This window comes from Pseudomonas sp. SIMBA_041 (genome assembly GCF_046535095.1).
In the GTDB taxonomy this organism is placed as follows: Bacteria; Pseudomonadota; Gammaproteobacteria; order Pseudomonadales; family Pseudomonadaceae; genus Aquipseudomonas; species Aquipseudomonas mucoides.
Genome location: NZ_JAWRXJ010000001.1, coordinates 472,443 through 494,265, shown reverse-complemented (window position 1 = coordinate 494,265; position 21,823 = coordinate 472,443). Strand labels below are relative to the sequence as shown.

Here is a 21,823-nt window from a genome sequence, read left to right as displayed (position 1 = left end):
TCAGAGCAGAAAGCTCAGGCCCACGCAGAACAGCAAAGCGGCAAACAGTCTTTTCAGCAACTTCGGCGACAGCCTGTGGGCCAGTCGCGCGCCGATACGGGCGAACACCATGCTGGTCAGGGCGATCCCCAGCAGCGCCGGCAAGTACACAAAACCGAGACTATGGGCCGGCAGCAATGGATCGTGCCACCCCAGAATCATGAAACTTAATGCACTGGCCAAGGCGATCGGCAGACCACAGGCCGACGATGTGGCCACGGCTTGCTGCATCGGTACACTGCGCCAGGTCAGGAACGGCACGGTCAAGGAGCCGCCGCCAATCCCGAAAATCGCTGAGGCCCAGCCAATCACGCTACCGGCCAGGGTCAGACCGAGTTTGCCCGGCACCGTTCGGCTGGCCTTAGTTTTGACGTCCAGCGCCAGTTGCGCGGCGATGACCAGGGCGAACACGCCGATGATCTTCTGCAGGTTCGGGCCGGAGATCGCTTCGGCGGTCAGCGCGCCGAAACCGGCGCCCATCAGAATGCCGACGGTCATCCAGACGAAAATCGGCCAACGCACCGCGCCACGACGATGGTGTTCGCGTACGGCGTTGACCGAGGTAAAGATAATCGTCGCCAGGGACGTGCCGACCGCCAGGTGGGTCAGGATCGATGCGTCAAAGCCCTGCAAGGTGAAACTGAAGACCAACACGGGGACGATGATGATCCCGCCGCCGACCCCGAACAGCCCGGCCAGCACGCCTGCGCAGGCGCCCAGCGCCAGGTAAAGCAGAAATTCCATGGATGCATCCCCGAAGAAGGGGGGCATGGTAACGGATGGAGGGGGCAACGCTCCACTGCGCAAGGCGATGGAACGACGGGCGAGGACTGCGTAGAGTGAGCAAAAAACACACAAGGACCACCTTATGTGCCTGATTGTCTTCGCCTGGCGGCCTGGCCACGCCCAGCCGCTGATCGTGGCGGCCAACCGCGACGAATTCTATGCCCGCCCTAGCCTGCCTCTGGCGCAGTGGCCCGAAGCGCCCAACGTTTACGCCGGCCGAGACCAGGAAGCCGGCGGCACCTGGCTGGGTATTGGCGCCAATGGGCGCTTTGCGGCACTGACCAATATTCGTGATCCGCATCAGCCGCCATCGCGTAAATCCCGCGGTGAACTGGTGGCGGGGTTTCTGTTGGGTGACCGCTCGATTGATGACTATTTGAGCGATGTTGTCCGACGTTACATCGAATATGCCGGGTTTAATCTGCTGATCGGCAATACCAACGAGCTGTGGCACTTCAATGCGCGGGAATCTGAGGCGGTGATGCTGCCCCCGGGTGTTTACGGATTGTCGAACGCCGGGCTCGATACGCCATGGCCAAAACTGCTCAAGGCCCGGGCGGCACTGGAAGAAGTCTTGGCAGACCCGCAACCCCAGGCGTTGCTGGCATTGTTGGGGGATGCGCAGACGGCGCCGTTTACCGAACTGCCGGACACCGGGGTCGGACTGGCGACCGAGACGTTGTTGTCGAGTGTATTTATAGCCAGCCAGAGTTATGGGACGCGGGCGAGTACGGCGTTGATTGTTCAGGCGGATGGGACGCGACATATGGTCGAAAGGAGTTTCGGGCCGTATGGGGGGCATCTGGGGGAAGTGGAGATCAGGCTTTAGTTGTGTGTTGTGAGGACTGACCCTATCGCGAGCAGGCTCACTCCTACACTGGATGTGCGTCGGTCACAGTTCCAATGTAGGAGTGAGCCTGCTCGCGATGGAGCCAGCCAAGTTTTAGAGGGTCTTCACTGAAGCCGGATTGATCATCTTCGCCAACCCAAGGTTCTTCAGCGCCAGTTGCAGGGAGCTGTGGATAACTTGCGGGTTGTCGATGGTCATCAGCTCTGCGAGCAAATCCTTGGCCTTGCTCAGGTTGATCTGACGCAGCATCCACTTCACTTTCGGCAAGTTGGTGGCGTTCATCGACAGGCTGTCGAAGCCCATCGCCATCAACAGCACCGCTGCTGCCGGATCACCGGCCATCTCACCACAGATGCTTACCGGCTTGCCTTCGGCATGGGCATCACGCACCACGTTCTGCAACGCCTGAAGCACCGCCGGGTGCAGGTAGTCGTAAAGGTCGGCCACCCGTGGGTTGTTGCGGTCCACGGCCAGCAGGTACTGAGTCAGGTCGTTGGAGCCGACCGACAGGAAGTCCACTTGCCGCGCCAGTTCCTTGGTCTGGTACACCGCCGCCGGAATCTCGATCATCACGCCAATCGGCGGCATCGGCACGTCGGTGCCTTCGTCGCGGACTTCACCCCAGGCCCGGTGAATCAGGTGCAGGGCTTCTTCGAGTTCGTGGGTGCCGGAGATCATCGGCAGCAGAATCCGCAGGTTGTTCAAGCCTTCGCTGGCCTTGAGCATGGCGCGGGTCTGCACCAGGAAGATTTCCGGGTGATCGAGGGTGACGCGAATCCCGCGCCAGCCGAGGAACGGGTTGTCCTCCTTGATCGGGAAGTACGACAACGCCTTGTCGCCGCCAATGTCCAGGCTGCGCATGGTGACCGGTTGCGGATGGAACGCGGCGAGCTGCTCGCGGTAGATCGCCAACTGCTCCTTTTCGCTCGGAAACCTCTGGTTGATCATGAACGGCACTTCGGTGCGGTACAGACCCACGCCTTCCGCGCCACGCTTCTGCGCCCGCGCCACGTCCGCCAGCAGGCCGGTGTTGACCCACAGCGGCATGCGGTGACCGTCGAGGGTCACGCACGGCAAGTCGCGCAGGGAGTCGAGACCGAGTGCCAGCTGCTTCTCTTCTTCCACCACTTCGGCGAACTGCTTGCGTAGCACGTCGCTCGGGTTGGTGTAGACCTCGCCGCGATTACCATCGACGATCAATTCGATGCCGTCGACCTTGGCATAGGGCAGGTCGACCAGGCCCATCACCGTCGGGATGCCCATTGCCCGGGCCAGGATCGCGACGTGGGAGTTGCCTGAACCGAGGACCGAGACCAGACCGACCAGCGTGCCTTCCGGCACCTCGCCGAGCATCGCCGGCGTCAGTTCTTCGCTGACCAGAATGGTTTTTTCCGGGTAGACCAGATTCTGCTGACGCTCTTCCTGCAGATACGCCAGCAAACGCCGGCCAAGGTCCTTGACGTCCGAGGCGCGCTCACGCAGGTAGGCGTCGTCCATCAATTCGAAACGGTTGACGTGCTCAGTGACCACTTGGCGCAACGCACCCTGGGCCCACTGGCCGGTCTTGATCACCGTGGTCACTTCGCTGCCCAGCGCCTCGTCGGCGAGCATCATCAGGTAGACGTCGAACAAGGCCCGTTCTTCGGGGCGCAGTTGCGAGGCCAATTTGGCGGACAACGCGCGCATGTCGGCGCGCACGCCTTCGATGGCCGTCTTGAACAACGCCAGTTCAGCGTCGATGTCGGTGATGGTCTTGTCCGGCACCACGTCCAGATCAGCCGGTGGCAGCATGACCACCGCCGTACCGACCGCTGCACCCGGTGAACCCGGCACACCGACGAACTTGGCTTCCTGGATGCCTTTGCCCTGACGGCCCAGGCCGCGGATCGAACCGGTGGCCTCGGCGTGAGCAATAACGCCGGCAAGCTGCGCGCTCATGGTCACGAGAAAGGCTTCTTCACCTTCATCGAACTGGCGGCGTTCTTTTTGCTGGATGACCAACACGCCGACGACGCGGCGGTGGTGAATGATCGGCGCCCCGAGGAAAGAGGCGTAGCGCTCTTCACCGGTCTCGGCGAAGTAGCGGTAGCGCGGGTGATCCGCGGCGTTTTCGAGGTTCAGCGGTTCTTCACGCGTGCCGACCAGGCCGACCAGACCTTCGTTGGGCGCCATGCTGACTTTGCCGATCGAGCGCTTGTTCAAGCCCTCGGTCGCCATCAGCACGAAGCGGTTGGTCTCGGGGTCAAGCAGATAGACCGAGCAGACCTGGCTGCCCATGGCCTCTTTGACGCGCAATACAATAATGCCCAACGCCGCCTTGAGATCCTTGGCGGAGTTAACTTCCTGGACGATCTTGCGCAGCGTATTGAGCATGGCTCGGGGTCGAACTCCGTCGTCAGTCGCGCGTTAAAAGGCGCGGGGCAAGCTCTTTGAGAGCGCGTCGATACACCTCGCGCTTGAATGTCACCACCTGGCCCAACGGATACCAATAGCTGACCCAGCGCCAGCCATCGAATTCCGGTTTACCGGTCAAATCCATCCGCACCCGCTGCTCGTTGGAGATCAGGCGCAGGAGAAACCACTTCTGTTTCTGGCCGATGCACAGCGGTTGGCTGTGGGTACGGACCAGACGTTGCGGCAAACGATAGCGCAACCAGCCCCGGGTGCAGGCGAGAATTTCAACATCTTCACGCTCAAGACCCACTTCTTCGTTCAACTCGCGGTACAAGGCGTCTTCCGGCGTCTCCTGGGGGTTGATCCCGCCCTGAGGAAACTGCCAGGCATCTTGATTGATACGGCGAGCCCATAGCACCTGTCCGGCATCATTCGTGAGAATGATCCCGACATTGGGGCGGAAACCATCGGGGTCGATCACGGCAACAACCTCGCAAACGCATGTCGCCGCATTGTTCCACAAAGGTTGTGAAAGCAGCAACGCGCCGACCGACCTTATGTGCACTCTTGTGAAAAGTCCGTATTCTGGGCGCCTTTCTACAGACTTTTCAGCGAGTAACTGCAATGCGTCTGGCTTTATTCGACTTGGACAACACCCTGCTGGGCGGCGACAGTGACCACGCCTGGGGCGATTACCTGTGCGAGCGCGGCTTTCTCGACGCCGTCGCCTACAAGGCACGCAACGACGAGTTCTATCAGGATTACCTGGCTGGCAAGCTGGATAACGACGCTTACCTGAACTTCTGCCTGGAAGTGCTCGGGCGCACCGAAATGGCCACGCTGGATCAATGGCACCTCGATTACATGCGCGATTGCATCGAGCCGATCGTGTTGCCGCAGGCCATCGAATTGCTGGCCAGACACCGCGAGGCCGGGGACAAACTGGTGATCATCACCGCGACCAACCGTTTCGTGACCGGGCCGATCGCCCAGCGCCTGGGGGTTGAAACCCTGATCGCCACCGAGTGCGAGATGGTCGATGGCCGTTATACCGGGCGCAGCACCGATGTGCCGTGCTTTCGCGAAGGCAAGGTGACGCGGTTGACTCGTTGGCTGGAAGAAACCGGGCATTCGTTGGAAGACAGCTATTTCTATAGCGACTCGATGAATGATTTATCGTTGCTGGAGCAGGTGACGAATCCGGTCGCGGTGGATCCGGATCCGAATTTGCGCGCCGAGGCCGAGAAGCGTGGATGGCCGGTGATTTCGTTGCGCGATTGAAATCGCCATCGCGGGCAAGCCCGCTCCCACAAGGTTCTGCTGCGTGACATAGAAAGCATTTACAGCAGTGAACCCTGTGGGAGCGGGCTTGCCCGCGATTGGGTCGACTCAGTCTCTACCCTTAAACAGGCTTGGCACCCATCAACCCCGCAATGGCGACAAAGCAGACAAAACTGAACAACGCCAAGGCAAAGGTAAATCTCCCCACCCCTCCCGGCGTCTTGCGCAGCTTGTTAAGCCGCACCAACAGCCAAAACCACGCCAACGCCGCCACGGTGTAAAGCACAGTCGACGCCAACAACCACGTCTGCCCCAACGGCCAGCCCACCAGATGCACCATCCCCCAGCCGGTGAACGGCATGCTCAACAGCGCCAGGCCCATCAACAACCAGATGAACACCCGTGGCCGTTGCAGGGTGCGGCTGCCGGCCGTCGCGTCACCTTTGCGTCGCGCGATAAAAACCCAGATCCCCAAGCCCAGCGCACTGATCAGCAACACCACCGTTGCAACCATGTGCGCCACTTTCAGGGCAGTTAACGTTTCCATTGTCCGATTTCCTTATGACCTGCCCATCAGCGTAGCCGCTCAGCCCAGAAACAGCTTATAGGCCGGGTTATCGCTTTCGTCCCAGTACGGGTAACCGATTTCTTCCAGCGCCGCCGGTACCAGATGACGCTCGTCGTGCGGTACTTGCAGGCCCGCGACCACTCGACCGTCCGCCGCGCCGTGGTTGCGGTAGTGGAACATCGAGATGTTCCAGCGCCCGCCCAGCTTGTTGAGGAAGTTGAACAGCGCACCCGGACGCTCCGGAAATTCGAAGCGCAGGATCACTTCGTCGACCACCTGCGCCGCACGACCACCGACCATGTGACGGATGTGCAACTTGGCCAGTTCGTTGTCGGTCAGGTCCAGCACCGGGAAGCCCTGCTCGGTCAGGCTCGCCAGCAGCGCACTGCGCGGATCGGTTTCCGGGTGCGTCTGCACGCCCACGAAAATGTGCGCTTCGCTGCCGGTGTTGTAGCGGTAGTTGAATTCGGTGATCTGGCGCTTGCCGATGGCTTCGCAGAACGCCTTGAAGCTGCCCGGTTTCTCGGGGATGGTCACGGCGATGATCGCTTCACGGCCCTCGCCCAGTTCGGCGCGTTCGGCGACGTGGCGCAAACGGTCGAAGTTGACGTTGGCGCCGGAGTCGATGGCCACGAAAGTGTGGCCGGTGACGCCGTTCTGCTCGACGTATTTCTTGATTCCCGCCACACCCAACGCGCCGGCCGGCTCGGTGATCGAGCGGGTATCGTCGTAGATATCCTTGATCGCCGCGCAGATCTCATCGGTACTGACCGTGATCACGTCATCGACATAGTCTTTGCAGATGTCGAAAGTGTGCTGGCCGATCTGCGCCACTGCCACGCCGTCGGCGAAGATGCCCACGGTCGGCAATACCACGCGCTCGCCGGCCGCCATCGCCGCTTGCAGGCAATTGGAGTCGTCTGGCTCGACACCGATGATCTTGATTTCCGGGCGCAGGTATTTCACGTACGCCGCGATGCCGGCGATCAGGCCGCCGCCACCGACCGGAACGAAAATAGCGTCGAGACGGCCAGGGTGTTGGCGCAGAATCTCCATCGCCACGGTGCCCTGCCCGGCAATGGTGTGGGGATCGTCGTACGGGTGGATGTAGACGTAGCCTTTTTCGTCGACCAGTTTCAGCGAGTAGGCCAGGGCTTCCGGGAACGAATCCCCGTGCAGCACCACTTTGCCGCCGCGCGAACGCACGCCTTCGACTTTGATTTCCGGGGTGGTCTTGGGCATGACGATGGTGGCTTTCACGCCCAACACTTTCGCCGCCAGGGCCAGGCCTTGCGCATGGTTGCCCGCCGACGCCGTGACCACGCCGCGAGCACGCTCTTCATCGGTCAACTGGGTCAGCTTGTTGTAAGCGCCACGAATCTTGAACGAGAACACCGGCTGCAAGTCTTCGCGCTTGAGCCAGACACTGTTGCCCAGCCGCTCGGAGAGCTGGCGGGCAGTCTGCAATGGGGTTTCTACGGCAACGTCATAAACGCGCGAGGTGAGGATCTTTTTGACGTACTGTTCGAGCATCGGAAAGCATCACTGAGCGGGTTGGGCAGGGTTAGGGTCTGTTGACGTTTGGTGGCGGGCCGCGACGGAGGCCAATTTTGCGCAGGGCAAGGCGCGAGGAACGCAGTTTGGTTGTTCCAAATAAGTTCCGAGCAACGCAGCCCTGCGCAAAATTGGCGCACAACGCGGCCCACCACCAAACGTCAACAGACCCTCGGAGTCTAACCCGGCTTTCGGCCGGGCGACCACACGAATCAAGAGGTTTTAACCCCGCATGGGGCTATAATGCCGGCCTTTCCGTTTCCCCCTGCCCGCTTTCGGAGCCCGCATGACCCAGGATCAACTCAAACAGGCAGTGGCTCAGGCCGCCGTCGACTTCATCCTCCCGAAACTCGACGACAAGAGCATCGTCGGGGTCGGCACCGGCTCCACTGCCAACTGCTTCATCGACGCCCTGGCCAAGCACAAAGGCGCGTTCGACGGCGCGGTCGCCAGCTCCGAAGCCACTGCCGCCCGCCTTAAAGGCCATGGCATTCCGGTGTATGAGCTAAACACGGTCAGCGACCTGGAGTTCTACGTCGACGGCGCCGATGAAAGCGACGCGCACCTGAACCTGATCAAGGGCGGTGGCGCTGCCCTGACCCGCGAGAAGATTGTCGCGGCCGTGGCCAAGACTTTCATCTGCATCGCCGACGCCAGCAAACTGGTGCCGGTGCTCGGTGAGTTCCCGCTGCCGGTCGAAGTGATCCCGATGGCCCGCAGCCACGTGGCCCGCGAGCTGGTGAAACTGGGCGGCGACCCGGTTTACCGCGAAGGCGTGCTGACCGACAACGGCAACATCATCCTCGACGTGTTCAACATGCAGATCACCAATCCGGTTGAACTGGAACGCCAGATCAACGCGATTGTCGGCGTGGTCACCAACGGCCTGTTCGCGGCGCGTCCAGCGGACCTGCTGTTGCTGGGCACCAGTGAAGGCGTGAAAACCCTGCGCGCCGAGTAAGCCCGCCGCAACGCCAACCTGTGGGAGCCGGGCTTGCCCGCGATGGCGGTATATCAGTCACATATTTATCGACTGACACGACCTCATCGCGGGCAAGCCCGGCTCCCACAGTGCTTTTTTAGGGAGGGGTTTTAGGGTTGCGCGGGTTTTTTGAAGGCGTAGAACAGGTTCGGCTCACTGACGAGGTACATCGTGCCGTCGTCGTCCATGGCGATGCCTTCCGCTTGCGGCACGGTCTTTTGCAGGCCCTGGCGCCCCTTGTTCAGTGACATTGTACTCAGCGGTCGACCGTCCACATCCAGTTCAATAATCAGCCGCGACTCGTCGGACAGCGCCAGCAAATGGCCGCTGCGTTCGTCGTATTGCAGGCTCGACAGGTCTCGCACAAACATCCCGGCATCGCGCTTGGGGTTGTTCACCACGTGCACGGCGTAGGATTTCTCCGGGTTGTAATGCGGGAAGCCCTGCACTTCGTAGATCAGCATTGGGTCGCGCTCCTTGGCGACGAACAACCGTTTGCCCACCGAATCGTAAGCCAGCCCTTCAAACCCCTTGTTACTGCCCATGTGCACGCCGAGAACCATCTGCTCGGCATCCGCCCCGTCAAGGAACGTCGTATCCGGATCCAGGCGAATCTTGATCAGCCGTTGCTGGCTCTCATCGGTGATCACGTAAGTGTCAGCGCTGATGAACTCCACCGCCTCCGGATCACCGAAACCAATCAAGGCCACGCGCCGCAGGATCTTGCCCTCAAGCGACAGCTCGATCAGCTCGGAATCTTTATTGGTGACCGTGAACAGGCTTTTGCGCACCGGATCGAACGTCAGCGCCGAAACGTTATCGTCCAACCCGTCGATCACCCGTGCCTCGATGTCGACCCGATATTGATCCAGGCCAATGGATACGCTGCTCTGCGGCTGCCAAAGCGTATGCAGGTTGAACCAGGCACGCTCGAACAGGCGCATGTATTGGCCGACCGCAACCAGCGCGATCAGCGCAATCACTGACAGGATCAAAACGAGGGGTTTGGGACGGGCAAGTCGGCGCATTCAGGCGAGCTCGAAAACAAAACGGGCGGATGAAATATCACGCCCGTATGAATTCAAGCTTAATGGTCAGTGGCTTGCGACCACAACCGCGGGTGTGTGGCGACTATTTCTGCTGTTCGAAGCGGTAGAACAGGTTGGGTTCACTGACCATGTACAAGTTGCCCGCTTCGTCCATGGTCACGCCTTCGGCCCGGGGAATGGTGTTCTTCAGGCCGTTGAAGCCGCGCAACAGGGTGATGAAACTGACTTGCTCACCCTTTTTGTCCAGCTCCATCAACAAGTGCGAGTCGGCAGACAGCACCAGCATGTGGCCCGTGCGCGGATCAATGGCCAGCGCCGACAGGTTGCGCATGTCCAGCGCATGACTGGCCAGCTTCAGCTTGTCACCGGTCAGGACCCGGCCGTCACCTTTCCAGGCAAACAAGGCCGGCGGACGCTCTTCGCCCAGCAGCAGCTGCTGGTTTTGCGAATCCCAGGTAACCCCTTCAAAGGCCTTGTTCTGGTCTTTCGAAGGCCCGAGGTCGTACTTCGTAAAGTCGGCGATGTTCAATTCACGGGTGTTGGCATCGACCTTGACGACGGTGATCAAGTGCTCGCGCTCATCGACAATCGCCAGCAGGCCGTTGCCCAGCACCGTGACACCTTCCGGGTTGCTCCAGCCCACCAGCGGCATTTTGCGCAGGACATCGCCTTGAAGATTCAGCTCGACCAGAAACGGGTTCTTGCCCATGACCGAAAACAGCGTTTTGGTCTGAGGATCGTAAGCGAGGTCCGAAGCTTCGTCCTTTTCCATGCCCGGCAATACCTTGGCATCGATCACTGCCCGGTAGTCCGGAAGCCAGATACTGGCCTGACGCTCGGCCGGGCTCTTGAATTGCTCTTTCACCCAGAGCACGCCGCGATTATCCCAATGCATTGCAAAGGCAACGCCGTACGCAATGACCGCCACCAGCAACAGCCAGGCATACCAAGGCAGCGCGAAGCGCGAGCGGCGGGTTGTTTTGAGAGTCGACAGCGGGGGGGTGGCCATTGAGGGATGCGTTCCAGAAATTCAGGCTAGGGGTAATAGCACAATTGGGGCCGGCTCAGACGCCGCAAGCCCCCGGAATTATCCAGACGAAATGTGAAAAAAACGGGAAATGGCGGGATTGCCCTACCTGTCGCAGGACTTGAAACCACTAAATACCAATGTGGGAGCGAGCTTGCTCGCTCCCACTGGGTTTTTGCAGTATTGGGGTTAGCGCACGTTGCTGGTGAAGCTACTCGCACCAGGCAACTCCAGAACAATCTCATCGCCGACATTCAACGGACCAACGCCCACCGGCGTGCCGGTCAGGATCACGTCACCGGCCTGCAGCGAGAAGCAGCCGGCCATGTGCTGGATCATCGGCACGATCGGGTTGAGCATCGCGCTGCTGTTGCCATCCTGGCGCACTTCGCCGTTGATGGTCAGGCGAATGCCAATGTCGGTCAGGTCGGCAAAGGTGCTACCAGACACGAACGGCGCGATCACCGCCGCGCCGTCGAACGACTTGGCGATTTCCCACGGCAGGCCCTTGGATTTCAGCTCCGCCTGCTTGTCGCGCAGCGTCAGGTCCAGTGCCGGAGCGAAACCGGAGATGGCGTCCAGCACTTCTTCGCGGCTCGGCTTGGTCGACAACGGCTTGCCGATCAACACAGCAATTTCCGCTTCGTAGTGCACCGAACCGCGCTCGGTCGGAATGGCAAAACCACCTTCCAGCGGCACGACGCAACTGCCCGGCTTGATGAACAGCAGCGGCTCGGTAGGCACCGGGTTGTCCAGCTCCTTGGCGTGTTCGGCGTAGTTACGGCCGATGCACACCACTTTCCCCAGCGGGAAATGAATACGCGTACCGTCGACATACTGGTGCTGATAGCTCATTACCGACTCCTGATTCGTGCTCTGAACATTCGAAAATCAAACAGCAAAGATCTTGCCCGGGTTCATGATGCCGTTCGGATCGAACACCGCTTTAACCGCTTTCATGTACTCGATCTCGACCGGCGAACGGCTGTAGGTCAAGTAATCACGTTTGGTCATGCCCACGCCGTGCTCGGCGGAAATCGAACCGTTGTACTTCTCGACGGTTTCGAACACCCACTTGTTGACGGTCGCGCACTTGGCGAAGAACTCGTCCTTGCTCAGGTTCTCCGGCTTGAGGATGTTCAAGTGCAGGTTGCCGTCGCCGATGTGGCCGAACCAGACGATTTCGAAATCCGGGTAGTGTTCGCCGACGATCGCGTCGATTTCCTTGAGGAACGCCGGCACTTTCGACACGGTGACCGAAATGTCGTTCTTGTACGGCGTCCAGTGGGAAATGGTTTCGGAGATGTATTCGCGCAGCTTCCAGAGGTTCTGCAGCTGGGTTTCGCTCTGGCTCATCACGCCGTCCAGCACCCAGCCTTGCTCGACGCAGTGTTCGAAGGTTTCCAGCGCGTGGTTGGCCACTTCTTCGGTGGTCGCTTCGAATTCCAGCAATGCGTAGAACGGGCAATCGGTTTCGAAAGGTGCCGGAACATCGCCACGGGCCATGACTTTGGCCAGGGCTTTGTCGGAGAAGAATTCGAAGGCGGTCAGGTCGAGTTTGCTCTGGAACGCGTGCAATACCGGCATGATCGAGTCGAAATCGGTGGTACCGAGGACCATCGCGGTGAGGTTTTTCGGTGCACGATCCAGACGCATGGTCGCTTCGACCACAAACCCGAGGGTGCCTTCGGCGCCGATGAACAGCTGACGCAGGTCGTAACCGGTGGCGTTCTTGATCAGGTCGCGGTTCAGTTCCAGCAGGTCACCCTTGCCGGTCACGACTTTCATGCCGGCAACCCAGTTACGGGTCATGCCGTAGCGAATGACCTTGATCCCGCCGGCATTGGTGCCGATATTGCCGCCAATCTGGCTGGAACCTGCCGAAGCAAAATCCACCGGGTAGTACAGGCCTTTTTCTTCCGCGACATTCTGCAAATGCTCGGTCACGACGCCTGGTTGACAAACGGCAGTGCGGTCGGTGAGGTTCACATCGAGAATCTGGTTCATGTAGTCGAACGACACAACCACTTCGCCATTGGCTGCCACCGCTGCGGCGGAAAGCCCGGTACGTCCACCGGACGGCACCAGCGCCACCTTGCGTTCATTGGCCCAACGGACAATGGCCTGCACCTGTTCGGTGGTCTTGGGAAACACGATGGCGGTCGGGGCCGGAGCAAAATGCTTGGTCCAATCCTTACCGTAAGCATTCAGGGAGTCGGCATCGGTCAGCACCTTGCCAGGCTCAACCAGGGTCTTCAGCTCATCAATCAGCGCAGGATTGGTCATCGACAGAACTCTCGAACAATTCATGGTCATCCTGAGAACGCTTCACGTCGCAGGAATGAGTGTTTAGCGGGGTGCGTATGCTAGCATACCGACCCCGCAGCATAGTGCCCAACGGCCAATCTGCGGCGACGGCTTTCCTGCCGTCCGGGTCAGCGTCTGCTGGCTATTTCCTGCCATTTTTCTCCGGGATACAGGTTTACGCAGATGAGCAAGACTTCTCTCGATAAGAGCAAGATCAAGTTCCTTCTTCTCGAAGGCGTCCACCAATCGGCTGTCGACGTTCTCAAGTCGGCGGGCTACACCAGCATCGAGTACCTCACCGGTTCTCTGCCGGAAGCCCAGCTGAAGGAAAAGATCGCTGATGCGCACTTCATCGGCATTCGCTCCCGCACTCAACTGACCGAAGAGATCTTCGATCACGCGAAGAAGCTGGTCGCGGTCGGCTGTTTCTGCATCGGCACCAACCAGGTCGACCTGAACGCAGCGCGCGAACGCGGGATTGCGGTGTTCAACGCACCGTACTCCAACACCCGTTCCGTCGCCGAGCTGGTGTTGGCGGAAGCGATCCTGCTGCTGCGCGGCATCCCTGAGAAGAACGCTTCCTGCCACCGTGGCGGCTGGATCAAAAGCGCGGCCAACTCCTTCGAGATCCGCGGCAAGAAGCTGGGCATCGTCGGTTACGGCTCGATCGGTACGCAACTGTCGGTCCTGGCTGAAGGCCTGGGCATGCAGGTGTACTTCTACGACACCGTGACCAAGCTGCCACTGGGTAACGCCACCCAGGTCGGCAACCTGCACGAGCTGCTGGGCATGTCCGACATCGTCACCCTGCACGTTCCGGAAACCGCAGCCACCCAGTGGATGATCGGCGAGAAGGAAATCCGCGCCATCAAGAAGGGCGGCATCCTGATCAACGCCGCTCGCGGCACCGTGGTCGAACTGGACGCCCTGGCGGACGCGATCAAGGATAAGCACCTGATCGGCGCGGCCATCGACGTGTTCCCGGTGGAGCCACGCTCCAACGACGAAGAGTTCGAAAGCCCGCTGCGTGGCCTGGACAACGTGATCCTGACCCCGCACATCGGTGGTTCCACCGCTGAAGCGCAAGCCAACATCGGTCTGGAAGTGGCAGAAAAACTGGTCAAGTACAGCGACAACGGTACGTCCGTATCGTCGGTGAACTTCCCGGAAGTGGCCCTGCCGGCTCACCCTGGCAAGCACCGTCTGCTGCACATCCACGAGAACATTCCGGGTGTGATGAGCGAGATCAACAAGGTGTTCGCCGAAAACGGCATCAATATCTCCGGTCAGTTCCTGCAGACCAACGAGAAAGTCGGCTACGTCGTGATCGACGTCGACGCCGACTACTCGGAAATCGCCCAGGAGAAACTGCAGCACATCAACGGCACCATTCGTTGCCGCGTGTTGTTCTGATAGCGACTTGAGCGACAAAAAAAGGAGACCTTCGGGTCTCCTTTTTCATGCCTGCGGAAACGTTATTTCACTGTCACGGTAATCTTTTCCGAAACGATTGGAGGATCGAAAGCCATGTGGTTCTTGTCACCCAGCTCCAGCTGCAAAGTGTGCTTGCCCGGGGTCAACTCCAGCTCGGTTTCGGTCTGAGCCTTGCCGAAATGGATGTGGTTGGCATCTGCCGGAATCAAAGAGCCAGCAGGGATCGTACTCTTGGCGTCGACCAACAGGTGGTGATGGCCAGTGTTCGCGGTAGCGTCGCCTGCCGGCGCCAGCGCAATACCTTTTACTTCAAACTTGACCTTGAATTTCGTACCCACGACGGCACCACTGCCAGGCTCAACGATACTCACGGAAGCACCCGCCGGCGCCGGCGTGGCCGCACTGGCCAGCAGTGAGACACCCATCAGCAGGCCAGCCAAGGCAGCACGAGACATAAACGTTTTCATTCTCTTCTCCAGTTTTTTCGTAAAATCCGCGTGACCATGACAACTTCATGGTCAATCGTTGTCGAAGGCACTCGACAACCATAGCAAAGCGAGCCCGACCCAGAGCATCGCGATAATGAATTCAAAGGAGTGACCATGCGCTTTTTGCCTGGCCTGATCTGCCTGCTACCCCTTTTGAGCCCTTTGGCTCATGCCGAACTGATTGACGACATCAACGACCGTGGCGAACTGCGTATTGCTCTTGAGGCTAATACACCGCCTTTCAATTTCAAGGATGAAGGCAAGCTCAGCGGGTTCGAAGTCGAGCTGGGCCAACTGCTGGCCGACGAACTCGATGTCCGCTCCGACTTCGTCGTCACCGATTCGGGCGATCTGTTGACCGGCGTAGAAAGCGGCAAGTACGACGTCGCCATCAACCACATAGCAATGACCCCGGATCTGAAGGATCGTTTCGATTTCAGCGAACCTTACCTTCAAACCGATGCGCAATTGATCGCGAAGAAAGAAGAGCCGCGCTCGATGCTGCTGGCGCAGTCGTTTGCCGAAGAGAAGCCCAAGGCCAATCCGCCGGTGGGTTTGGCGATTCCGTTTCAGAAGGGCAACCCGGCGTTTCATGCCAGCCTGGAGAGTGCGCTGCAGCGGATCAAGGATGATGGCCGGATGGCGGCGCTGGAGAAGAAGTGGTTTGGGGCGGATGCGAGCGTGGCGCCGAAACCCTGACTCAGGGCAAATGACTACCCCTGTAGGAGTGAGCCTGCTCGCGATAGCGTTGGATCAGTCAGCAGAGTTGTTGAATGTTAGTCCGCCATCGCGAGCAGGCTCACTCCTACAGGGGGGTGGTGTCAGTCGAGAGCGCTCAGGGCGGCAGCCGCTTGCGGCAACTCCAACTCACTGAAAACCTGCACACCATTGCGCTTGAGCAACGCCGCGGTCACACCTTCGCCCGCCACCTTCACAGCGCTAAAGCTTCCGTCATACGTCAGCAAATTCCCGCATGACGGGCTATTGGCCTTGAGCACGGCAATGCGGATACCGTGCTTTTGCACCAGTTCCAGCGCCTGATAAGCCCCCGACAGAAACTGCGCACTGACATCCTCGCCGTCGGTGGTGATCACGCTGGCGTGGCCATCCAGCACTTCAGCGCCCTGCCCGCCAGGAATTTCCGCCGCCGCCCTCGGTGTCGGCAAACCGCCAGCCACTTCGGGGCACAACGGGATGACCCGGCCTTCATCCAGCCACTGCTGGAGCTGATCGAATGGCCCGCTCGCCCCGCCGTCGTAACGTACGCGGTGGCCCAGCAGGCAGCGGCTTACCAGAATCTTTGGCATGATCAGAACGGCTCGTTACCCCGGCGTCGGAACCAGCCGGTCAACGACAGGCGATCCCGGGTCGCGGGCAGGACTTCGTGGGGGACTTCGCCGGACAGAAACACCACCAGGCATCCGCCGACAGGTTCCACATCGTAGGCCCGGTCTTCCTCCAGATACATGCGCAACTGTCCTCCGTGCTCGGGCAGCCAACCGTCATTGAGGTACACCACGGCCGAGACCATGCGCCGGTCGTCATCGCGGAAACGGTCGACGTGCCGGAGGTAAAACGCGCCCGGCGGGTACAGCGCGAAATGGCTTTCGAAATCCTCCAGGCCCAGAAACAAACCGCGATTCATCGCTTCGCGCAGGCTGTCCATCAAGGCGAGATAGCTGTCGCACGCCTCCGCCTGACCGGGATCGATCCACTGGATATGGTCGCCACGAATCCCTTCGCGAACCTCCGATGACGGCCCTCGGCCTACCGCTGCGGGGGCCAGTTCACCCTCGGCTGCACGTTTACGGCACTCAGCCGCCAGCGCCCGGGTCAGATCCTCAGGCAGAAAAATGTTCTGTTGCGACCAGCCGTTTGCAGCCAGGTCGTCAACGATACGTAACAGCAGCGGGTGATCAGAGGGTATTTGCATGCCGCGCATAGTATTCCTGTGCCTGAAAATCCGACAGAGCCACGCAGCGGGTTGATACGAATTCTCGACAAGTACGGATGCCACACGGAGAATAGTCGCCTGCTGACAGGAGTCCCTATGCGCCGGTTGCTTTTTTCACTGTTGATGCTCTGTGTTTTGCCCGCTTGGGCAGACGGCCACGACCAGTTGTATAAAGTCGCCGGCTGGCCAGACCAACGTGCGCATTTCAACGATGCCCTGACAGCCGCGCAACAACGCTACGAAAGCAGCCTGCCACCGGCGGTGTTTCAGGCACTGGTCAACAACAGCAATCAGCGATTCGCTCCGCAGTCGGTCGATCAACGCGCCGAAGCACAATTACGCAAAAGCCTGGCCGACCCAAAACCGGCACTGACCTTCTTCCAATCGCCCTTGGGCAAAAAAGTCGTGGCTGCCGAGTTGCTGGCCACCCGTCGCGACCAACTGGCGAAAAACGCCAAGGGCCTGCCGAAGATGCAGGCCAGCGACAGCCGTCAACTGATCATCGGCCACCTGGCCCAGGCCCTGCCCGCTCGCGAGGCGGGTGCTGAGGTCAGCCTGGCGATTGCCGGTGTCGCGGCTGACAGCCTGAGTTCGATGATCCCCGGGTTGCTCGGCAGTGGACAGTCGCAAGGGATCTTGAACGGTCAGCGCCTGCGTTTGATGGACCAGATCGGCAGCGACCTGAACAACACGCTGCTGTATGTCTATCGCGACCTGTCGGATAACGAACTGGAAGAGTTCGCTACGTTTGCCGAGTCCACTGAAGGCCAGGCGTATTACCAGGCGGCGCTGGCGGCGATTCGGGCGGGGTTGGCGGTGGGGCAAAGCACTTCGAACCTTTCCCAGTAAACTTCGGTGTCTGGGAAATCGCTATCGCGAGCAGGCTCACGCCTACAGGGGGAACGCGATCAACTGTAGGAGTGAACCTGCTCGCGATGAGGCCATCACCGGCGCTATAGATTCCGGCCCTTGATCCGCTTGCTCAAAAACCCGAAATACTCCTCCCGCATCACCAACGTTTCATTCGCCAGATGATGCCGCGCCTCCGGCAACATCAACACCTGAGGCCGATCGAACTTGGCCTTCAGTACCCCAAGGTTATGTTCCCAATCCACCGTCATGTCCGCCTGCCCCTGCACAATCAGCGGCCGGCGCGGGCTGTTCGGTGCGGCTTCGATCCGCTTGATCCAGCGCGCCAATGCCCCGACCCACGCCGTGGGCAGACGCAACGGCTGCAACGGATCGGCCTGCAGGAATGGCAGGAAATCAGGGTCGTTGGAGTTCTCGCTGAAACGTCGGGCGATGGCTTTGACGAACGGTTTGAGCAGGTAATAGCTGAGCTTTGACCACCCCCAGGCACGCGGCCGGACCAGGGGTGACAACAGGATTACCTGACCTTGAGCCGGGCTGTTCGTGCCGTGGTTGAGCACATGATCGATCACAATCGCCCCGCCCGTGCTCTGCCCGCACAGGTGCCAGGGCTGCGGCAGGTCAATGGACAACGCCTCGGCGAACAATCCTTGCAGCGTGTCCTGATACTCGGCGAATTCCTTGATGCTCGCCCGCTCGCCGCTGGACAGACCGTGCCCCGGCAAGTCGCAGGCAATCACGGCAAAACCCTGATCCAGCGCCCACTCGATCACATGACGGTAGAGCCCGGTGTGATCGTAGAAACCGTGGAACAGGAACAGCGTCGCCTTCGCCCGCTCCGGCCACCAGAACTGGCTGACCAACTGATAGCCATCGACCTCGAAACACCCTAGCCCGCTTCGCAGTGTACGTCCTGGAAAATCCAGCCCGTAAAAGTGCTGATACGCCATGGCCTCGGTCGACAGCGCCTGCCCTTCAGCCAATGGCCGCAGGCTGGCGCGCAAATGATCGGGGGCAAACGTGGCTGACATGAAAGATTCCAGAGCGTTAAACAGACTTTATAGGCCTGCGATATTCATCTGTCGCAGCAAGCATGGCAAGCTAGCCGGCCTTCGAGGATGAAACCCATGCGCCCGGCCTACCGCACCACACTGCTTGCCAGCCTGCTCGCCCTCGTGTGTGCCGGTGTCCTGTGGGCCGCGTATGACTGGTTTCAAGGACGTTACTTGCGGGCGTTCAGCGAACACACCGCGGTATTTTCCGGCGACCCGCTGCGCCTGCCCGATGACCTCGCCGGCCCGGGCGCCATTCGCCTGGTGCACTTCTGGGACCCGGCCTGCCCGTGCAACGTCGGCAATCAGCAACACCTGAGCGAACTGGTTGAGCGCTATGCGCCACAGGGCGTCGAGTTTTATGCCGTGCAAAAACCCGGCAGTCACGGCCAGCTCCCCACCACATTGAGCAGCCTGAAAACCATTACCGTCCTGCCCGGCTCTGAACAGATACCTGCCAGCCCGGCCGTAGCGATCTGGGACCGCGCCGGCAAACTGGCTTACTTCGGCCCGTACAGCGAAGGCCTGACCTGCAATTCGAACAACAGCTTTATCGAACCCATCCTGCAAGCGCTGAGCGAAGGTCGCGCAGTGAATGCAACGCATACGCTGGCCATCGGTTGTTACTGCCCATGGCCCGTTGAAGTGAAATAAGGCATTACTGACTTTTGCAGGACCGCGATGCCCGGCACAGGAGGTCTGTGCTACATGTTGGCAGCCCACACGGGCGGCAATCCAAAAAGAACAAGGAGTCACCATGAAACGCGTCCTGACCGTACTTGCCTTGCTGATTGTCGCGCTCGCCATCGGGGTCGGCGGGTATGTGTACAGCAAGCAGCCGACGCGCCAGGGTCAAGTGGAATTGCAGCACCTGCAAGGTTCGGTGAGCGTGCGCTACGACGAGCGCGGCGTTCCGCATATCCGCGCGGAAAACGAGACCGACCTCTACCGTACCCTCGGTTATGTGCAGGCCCAGGACCGTTTGTTCCAGATGGAAGCCATGCGCCGCCTGGCCCGTGGTGAACTGGCCGAAATCTTCGGCCCGAAACTGATCGACACTGACAAGCTGTTCCGCAGCCTGCGCATCCGCGAGCGGGCTGACAGCTACGTCGCCGCGCTGGATCGGCAGTCCCCGGCGTGGAAGGCCCTGGAAGCTTATCTGGACGGTATCAATCAATATCAGGACACGCATGCAGCGCCTGTCGAGTTCGACGTGCTGGGCATCCACAAACGCCCGTTCACGGCGCAAGACAGCATCAGCGTCGCCGGTTACATGGCGTACAGCTTTGCTGCGGCGTTTCGCACCGAACCGTTGCTGACGTTCGTGCGCGATCAATTGGGTGCCGACTACCTGAACATCTTCGACCTCGACTGGCAGCCCAAAGGCGTCCTGGCCAAAGGGCATTCCACGCCTGCGCCAAGCCTGTCCAGCAGCGACTGGAAAGACTTGAACGCCCTCGCCCGCCTGAGTGAACAGGCACTGGCCGACAATGGCCTGCCGCAATTCGAGGGCAGTAATGCCTGGGTGATTTCCGGCAACCGCACCAAAAGCGGCAAGCCGCTGCTGGCCGGCGACCCGCATATTCGCTTTTCCGTGCCGGCAGTCTGGTACGAGGCGCAACTCTCGGCGCCGGGCTTTGAGTTGTACGGTCACCATCAGGCGTTGGTGCCGTTTGCGTTTCTGGGCCACAACCTGGACTTCGGCTGGAGTCTGACGATGTTCCAGAACGACGATCTGGACCTGATCGCCGAGAAGACCAACCCGGACAATCCGAACCAGGTCTGGTACCGCGGCAAGTGGGTGGACATGGTCACCACCGAGCAACAGATCGCCGTGAAGGGGCAGGAGGCGGTCAAGCTGACGCTGCGTCAATCACCCCACGGCCCGATCATCAACGATGCGCTTGGCACGGCGGCCGGCAAGACGCCGGTGGCGATGTGGTGGGCGTTCCTTGAAACACCGAACCCGATTCTCGAAGGCTTCTATCAGCTCAACCGCGCCGACACCCTGGCCAAGGCGCGCGCCGCTGCGGCCAAGGTTCAGGCACCGGGTTTGAACATCGTCTACGCCAACGCCAAGGGCGACATCGGCTGGTGGGCTTCGGCGCTGCTGCCCAAGCGCGCGGCCGGGGTGAAACCCGGTTTCATCCTCGACGGCAGCACCAATCAGCCGGACAAGGACGGTTTCTACCCGTTCAGCGCCAACCCGCAAGAGGAGAACCCGACGCGCGGCTATATCGTCTCGGCCAACTTCCAGCCGCTGTCGCCGACCGGCATGGAGATTCCCGGTTATTACAACCTGGCCGATCGCGGCCAGCAGCTCAATCGCCAGCTCAGCGACAAAAACGTGAAGTGGGTCATCGACGCCAGTCAGAAGCTGCAACTGGGCACCACCACCGCCTACGGTCCGCGCCTGTTGGCACCGCTATTGCCGGTGCTGCGTGAAGTAGTGACTGATCCCGCCGGACTGAAACTGGTGGAACAACTGGCGCAGTGGAAAGGCGACTATCCGCTTGATTCGACCAGCGCCACGCTGTTCAACCAGTTCCTGTTCAACCTCGCTGACGCGACGATGCACGATGAACTGGGCAATGATTTTTTCGAGACCTTGCTCTCGACCCGCGTGATCGATGCCGCACTGCCGCGCCTGGCTGCCACGCCTGATTCACCGTGGTGGGACAACCGCAACACCCTCGGCAAGGAAACCCGCGCCGACACCGTCAAGGTGGCCTGGCAAGCGAGCATCGCCCACCTCAAGACCACCCTCGGCGCGGATTCGGCACAGTGGCAGTGGGGCAAGGCGCATACCCTGACCCATGGTCATCCACTGGGCGTGCAGAAGCCGCTGGATCGGGTCTTCAACGTCGGGCCGTTCGACGCACCCGGTACCCACGAAGTGCCGAACAACCTCTCGGCCAAAATCGGCCCGGCACCCTGGCCGGTGACTTATGGCCCGTCGACACGGCGCCTGGTCGACTTCGCCGACCCGGCTCACAGCCTGACCATCAACCCGGTCGGCCAGAGCGGCGTGCCGTTCGACAGTCATTACGATGACCAGGCCGAGGCGTATGTCGAAGGGGTGTACTACGAAGCGCATTTCAACGACGAAGAAGTCACGGCCAATACGCGCAGTACGTTGAAGTTTTTGCCGGCCAGGGCTGCGCCTTAAATCTTCAGTGTCTGGACTG

Annotated in this window: 21 protein-coding genes; 8 read left to right on the top strand and 13 right to left on the bottom strand. The window is 60.3% G+C overall.

Translation table 11 applies throughout. The features are described 5' to 3' along the window. Positions 1–783 (bottom strand): sulfite exporter TauE/SafE family protein, encoded by a 783-nt coding sequence (locus SB725_RS02310; RefSeq protein ID WP_410921209.1) that lies wholly within the window; start codon positions 781–783, stop codon positions 1–3. A gap of 124 nt (positions 784–907) precedes the next feature. Between SB725_RS02310 and SB725_RS02305 the strand changes: the two genes are divergently transcribed. Continuing rightward, the gene (locus SB725_RS02305) at positions 908–1,654 is read left to right on the top strand and encodes an NRDE family protein (protein WP_027926512.1); all 747 of its coding nucleotides are present in this window, start codon (positions 908–910) and stop codon (positions 1,652–1,654) included. A 114-nt stretch (positions 1,655–1,768) separates the two neighbouring features. Here the strand turns inward: SB725_RS02305 and ptsP are convergent, their stop codons facing one another. Together ptsP and SB725_RS02295 are read right to left on the bottom strand one after the other, a co-directional pair. Beyond that, positions 1,769–4,048 (bottom strand): phosphoenolpyruvate--protein phosphotransferase, encoded by a 2,280-nt coding sequence (gene ptsP, locus SB725_RS02300; protein WP_027926511.1) that lies wholly within the window; start codon positions 4,046–4,048, stop codon positions 1,769–1,771. 22 nt (positions 4,049–4,070) lie between these two features. Beyond that, positions 4,071–4,550 carry an RNA pyrophosphohydrolase gene (locus SB725_RS02295; RefSeq protein ID WP_007945562.1) on the bottom strand — a complete coding sequence of 160 codons (480 nt, stop codon included), beginning with the start codon at positions 4,548–4,550 and terminating at the stop codon, positions 4,071–4,073. Positions 4,551–4,693: 143 nt separating this feature from the next. Between SB725_RS02295 and SB725_RS02290 the strand changes: the two genes are divergently transcribed. Continuing rightward, entirely contained in the window at positions 4,694–5,350 is a 657-nt protein-coding gene (locus SB725_RS02290) for an HAD family hydrolase (RefSeq protein WP_027926510.1), read from the top strand. A 121-nt stretch (positions 5,351–5,471) separates the two neighbouring features. Here SB725_RS02290 and SB725_RS02285 read toward each other — a convergent pair whose 3' ends face one another. Beyond that, positions 5,472–5,897 (bottom strand): DUF2269 domain-containing protein, encoded by a 426-nt coding sequence (locus SB725_RS02285; protein WP_410921208.1) that lies wholly within the window; start codon positions 5,895–5,897, stop codon positions 5,472–5,474. A gap of 39 nt (positions 5,898–5,936) precedes the next feature. After that, entirely contained in the window at positions 5,937–7,451 is a 1,515-nt protein-coding gene (gene ilvA, locus SB725_RS02280; RefSeq protein WP_027926508.1) for a threonine ammonia-lyase, biosynthetic, read from the bottom strand. A gap of 307 nt (positions 7,452–7,758) precedes the next feature. On the opposite strand from ilvA, the gene rpiA reads away from it, so the two are divergent. Further along, complete coding sequence (rpiA, locus tag SB725_RS02275; RefSeq protein ID WP_027926507.1) at positions 7,759–8,433, top strand: ribose-5-phosphate isomerase RpiA; 675 nt, start codon at positions 7,759–7,761, stop codon at positions 8,431–8,433. A gap of 131 nt (positions 8,434–8,564) precedes the next feature. Here the strand turns inward: rpiA and SB725_RS02270 are convergent, their stop codons facing one another. The 4 genes from SB725_RS02270 to SB725_RS02255 all read right to left on the bottom strand — a co-directional run bounded on the left by SB725_RS02270 (position 8,565) and on the right by SB725_RS02255 (position 12,816). Continuing rightward, positions 8,565–9,482, bottom strand: coding sequence for an SdiA-regulated domain-containing protein (locus SB725_RS02270; protein WP_410921206.1), 918 nt, complete (start codon positions 9,480–9,482; stop codon positions 8,565–8,567). A gap of 103 nt (positions 9,483–9,585) precedes the next feature. Beyond that, positions 9,586–10,512, bottom strand: a complete 927-nt coding sequence (locus SB725_RS02265) for an SdiA-regulated domain-containing protein (protein ID WP_059182001.1) — start codon at positions 10,510–10,512, stop codon at positions 9,586–9,588. Between the two features lie 207 nt (positions 10,513–10,719). After that, the gene (locus tag SB725_RS02260) at positions 10,720–11,385 is read right to left on the bottom strand and encodes a fumarylacetoacetate hydrolase family protein (protein ID WP_027926504.1); all 666 of its coding nucleotides are present in this window, start codon (positions 11,383–11,385) and stop codon (positions 10,720–10,722) included. A 36-nt stretch (positions 11,386–11,421) separates the two neighbouring features. Beyond that, positions 11,422–12,816: an FAD-binding oxidoreductase gene (locus tag SB725_RS02255; RefSeq protein WP_027926503.1), complete on the bottom strand. Its 1,395-nt coding sequence runs from the start codon at positions 12,814–12,816 to the stop codon at positions 11,422–11,424. 204 nt (positions 12,817–13,020) lie between these two features. On the opposite strand from SB725_RS02255, the gene serA reads away from it, so the two are divergent. Continuing rightward, positions 13,021–14,250, top strand: a complete 1,230-nt coding sequence (gene serA / locus SB725_RS02250; protein WP_027926502.1) for a phosphoglycerate dehydrogenase — start codon at positions 13,021–13,023, stop codon at positions 14,248–14,250. A 62-nt stretch (positions 14,251–14,312) separates the two neighbouring features. On the opposite strand, the gene SB725_RS02245 is transcribed toward serA, so the two are convergent. Beyond that, entirely contained in the window at positions 14,313–14,738 is a 426-nt protein-coding gene (locus SB725_RS02245) for a DUF4399 domain-containing protein (RefSeq protein WP_027926501.1), read from the bottom strand. Between the two features lie 135 nt (positions 14,739–14,873). Here SB725_RS02245 and SB725_RS02240 point away from each other — a divergent pair, with 135 nt between their 5' ends. Then, complete coding sequence (locus SB725_RS02240) at positions 14,874–15,458, top strand: transporter substrate-binding domain-containing protein (protein ID WP_410921205.1); 585 nt, start codon at positions 14,874–14,876, stop codon at positions 15,456–15,458. 122 nt (positions 15,459–15,580) lie between these two features. Here the strand turns inward: SB725_RS02240 and SB725_RS02235 are convergent, their stop codons facing one another. Continuing rightward, positions 15,581–16,066 (bottom strand): DUF523 domain-containing protein, encoded by a 486-nt coding sequence (locus SB725_RS02235; protein ID WP_410921204.1) that lies wholly within the window; start codon positions 16,064–16,066, stop codon positions 15,581–15,583. A gap of 2 nt (positions 16,067–16,068) precedes the next feature. After that, positions 16,069–16,701 carry a 2OG-Fe(II) oxygenase gene (locus SB725_RS02230; protein ID WP_027926498.1) on the bottom strand — a complete coding sequence of 211 codons (633 nt, stop codon included), beginning with the start codon at positions 16,699–16,701 and terminating at the stop codon, positions 16,069–16,071. Between the two features lie 108 nt (positions 16,702–16,809). On the opposite strand from SB725_RS02230, the gene SB725_RS02225 reads away from it, so the two are divergent. Continuing rightward, positions 16,810–17,562, top strand: a complete 753-nt coding sequence (locus SB725_RS02225; protein ID WP_027926497.1) for a DUF2059 domain-containing protein — start codon at positions 16,810–16,812, stop codon at positions 17,560–17,562. Positions 17,563–17,666: 104 nt separating this feature from the next. On the opposite strand, the gene SB725_RS02220 is transcribed toward SB725_RS02225, so the two are convergent. Continuing rightward, entirely contained in the window at positions 17,667–18,614 is a 948-nt protein-coding gene (locus SB725_RS02220; RefSeq protein ID WP_194940461.1) for an alpha/beta hydrolase, read from the bottom strand. A gap of 96 nt (positions 18,615–18,710) precedes the next feature. On the opposite strand from SB725_RS02220, the gene SB725_RS02215 reads away from it, so the two are divergent. Then, complete coding sequence (locus tag SB725_RS02215) at positions 18,711–19,289, top strand: DUF6436 domain-containing protein (protein WP_410921203.1); 579 nt, start codon at positions 18,711–18,713, stop codon at positions 19,287–19,289. Positions 19,290–19,392: 103 nt separating this feature from the next. Further along, complete coding sequence (locus tag SB725_RS02210; protein ID WP_410921202.1) at positions 19,393–21,804, top strand: penicillin acylase family protein; 2,412 nt, start codon at positions 19,393–19,395, stop codon at positions 21,802–21,804. The last annotated feature ends 19 nt before the right edge of the window (positions 21,805–21,823 follow it).

What these genes read in the sequence shown, in the direction of transcription:
- SB725_RS02270 (WP_410921206.1), bottom strand. Translation starts at nt 9,482, where the DNA reads ATGCGCCGACTTGCCCGTCCCAAACCCCTCGTTTTGATCCTGTCAGTG.
- SB725_RS02225 (WP_027926497.1), top strand. Translation starts at nt 16,810, where the DNA reads ATGCGCCGGTTGCTTTTTTCACTGTTGATGCTCTGTGTTTTGCCCGCT.
- serA (WP_027926502.1), top strand. Translation starts at nt 13,021, where the DNA reads ATGAGCAAGACTTCTCTCGATAAGAGCAAGATCAAGTTCCTTCTTCTC.
- SB725_RS02255 (WP_027926503.1), bottom strand. Translation starts at nt 12,816, where the DNA reads ATGACCAATCCTGCGCTGATTGATGAGCTGAAGACCCTGGTTGAGCCT.
- SB725_RS02215 (WP_410921203.1), top strand. Translation starts at nt 18,711, where the DNA reads ATGCGCCCGGCCTACCGCACCACACTGCTTGCCAGCCTGCTCGCCCTC.
- SB725_RS02310 (WP_410921209.1), bottom strand. Translation starts at nt 783, where the DNA reads ATGGAATTTCTGCTTTACCTGGCGCTGGGCGCCTGCGCAGGCGTGCTG.
- SB725_RS02220 (WP_194940461.1), bottom strand. Translation starts at nt 18,614, where the DNA reads ATGTCAGCCACGTTTGCCCCCGATCATTTGCGCGCCAGCCTGCGGCCA.
- SB725_RS02240 (WP_410921205.1), top strand. Translation starts at nt 14,874, where the DNA reads ATGCGCTTTTTGCCTGGCCTGATCTGCCTGCTACCCCTTTTGAGCCCT.
- SB725_RS02305 (WP_027926512.1), top strand. Translation starts at nt 908, where the DNA reads ATGTGCCTGATTGTCTTCGCCTGGCGGCCTGGCCACGCCCAGCCGCTG.
- SB725_RS02230 (WP_027926498.1), bottom strand. Translation starts at nt 16,701, where the DNA reads ATGCGCGGCATGCAAATACCCTCTGATCACCCGCTGCTGTTACGTATC.
- SB725_RS02210 (WP_410921202.1), top strand. Translation starts at nt 19,393, where the DNA reads ATGAAACGCGTCCTGACCGTACTTGCCTTGCTGATTGTCGCGCTCGCC.
- ilvA (WP_027926508.1), bottom strand. Translation starts at nt 7,451, where the DNA reads ATGCTCGAACAGTACGTCAAAAAGATCCTCACCTCGCGCGTTTATGAC.
- rpiA (WP_027926507.1), top strand. Translation starts at nt 7,759, where the DNA reads ATGACCCAGGATCAACTCAAACAGGCAGTGGCTCAGGCCGCCGTCGAC.
- SB725_RS02260 (WP_027926504.1), bottom strand. Translation starts at nt 11,385, where the DNA reads ATGAGCTATCAGCACCAGTATGTCGACGGTACGCGTATTCATTTCCCG.
- SB725_RS02290 (WP_027926510.1), top strand. Translation starts at nt 4,694, where the DNA reads ATGCGTCTGGCTTTATTCGACTTGGACAACACCCTGCTGGGCGGCGAC.
- SB725_RS02265 (WP_059182001.1), bottom strand. Translation starts at nt 10,512, where the DNA reads ATGGCCACCCCCCCGCTGTCGACTCTCAAAACAACCCGCCGCTCGCGC.
- SB725_RS02235 (WP_410921204.1), bottom strand. Translation starts at nt 16,066, where the DNA reads ATGCCAAAGATTCTGGTAAGCCGCTGCCTGCTGGGCCACCGCGTACGT.
- SB725_RS02245 (WP_027926501.1), bottom strand. Translation starts at nt 14,738, where the DNA reads ATGAAAACGTTTATGTCTCGTGCTGCCTTGGCTGGCCTGCTGATGGGT.
- ptsP (WP_027926511.1), bottom strand. Translation starts at nt 4,048, where the DNA reads ATGCTCAATACGCTGCGCAAGATCGTCCAGGAAGTTAACTCCGCCAAG.
- SB725_RS02285 (WP_410921208.1), bottom strand. Translation starts at nt 5,897, where the DNA reads ATGGAAACGTTAACTGCCCTGAAAGTGGCGCACATGGTTGCAACGGTG.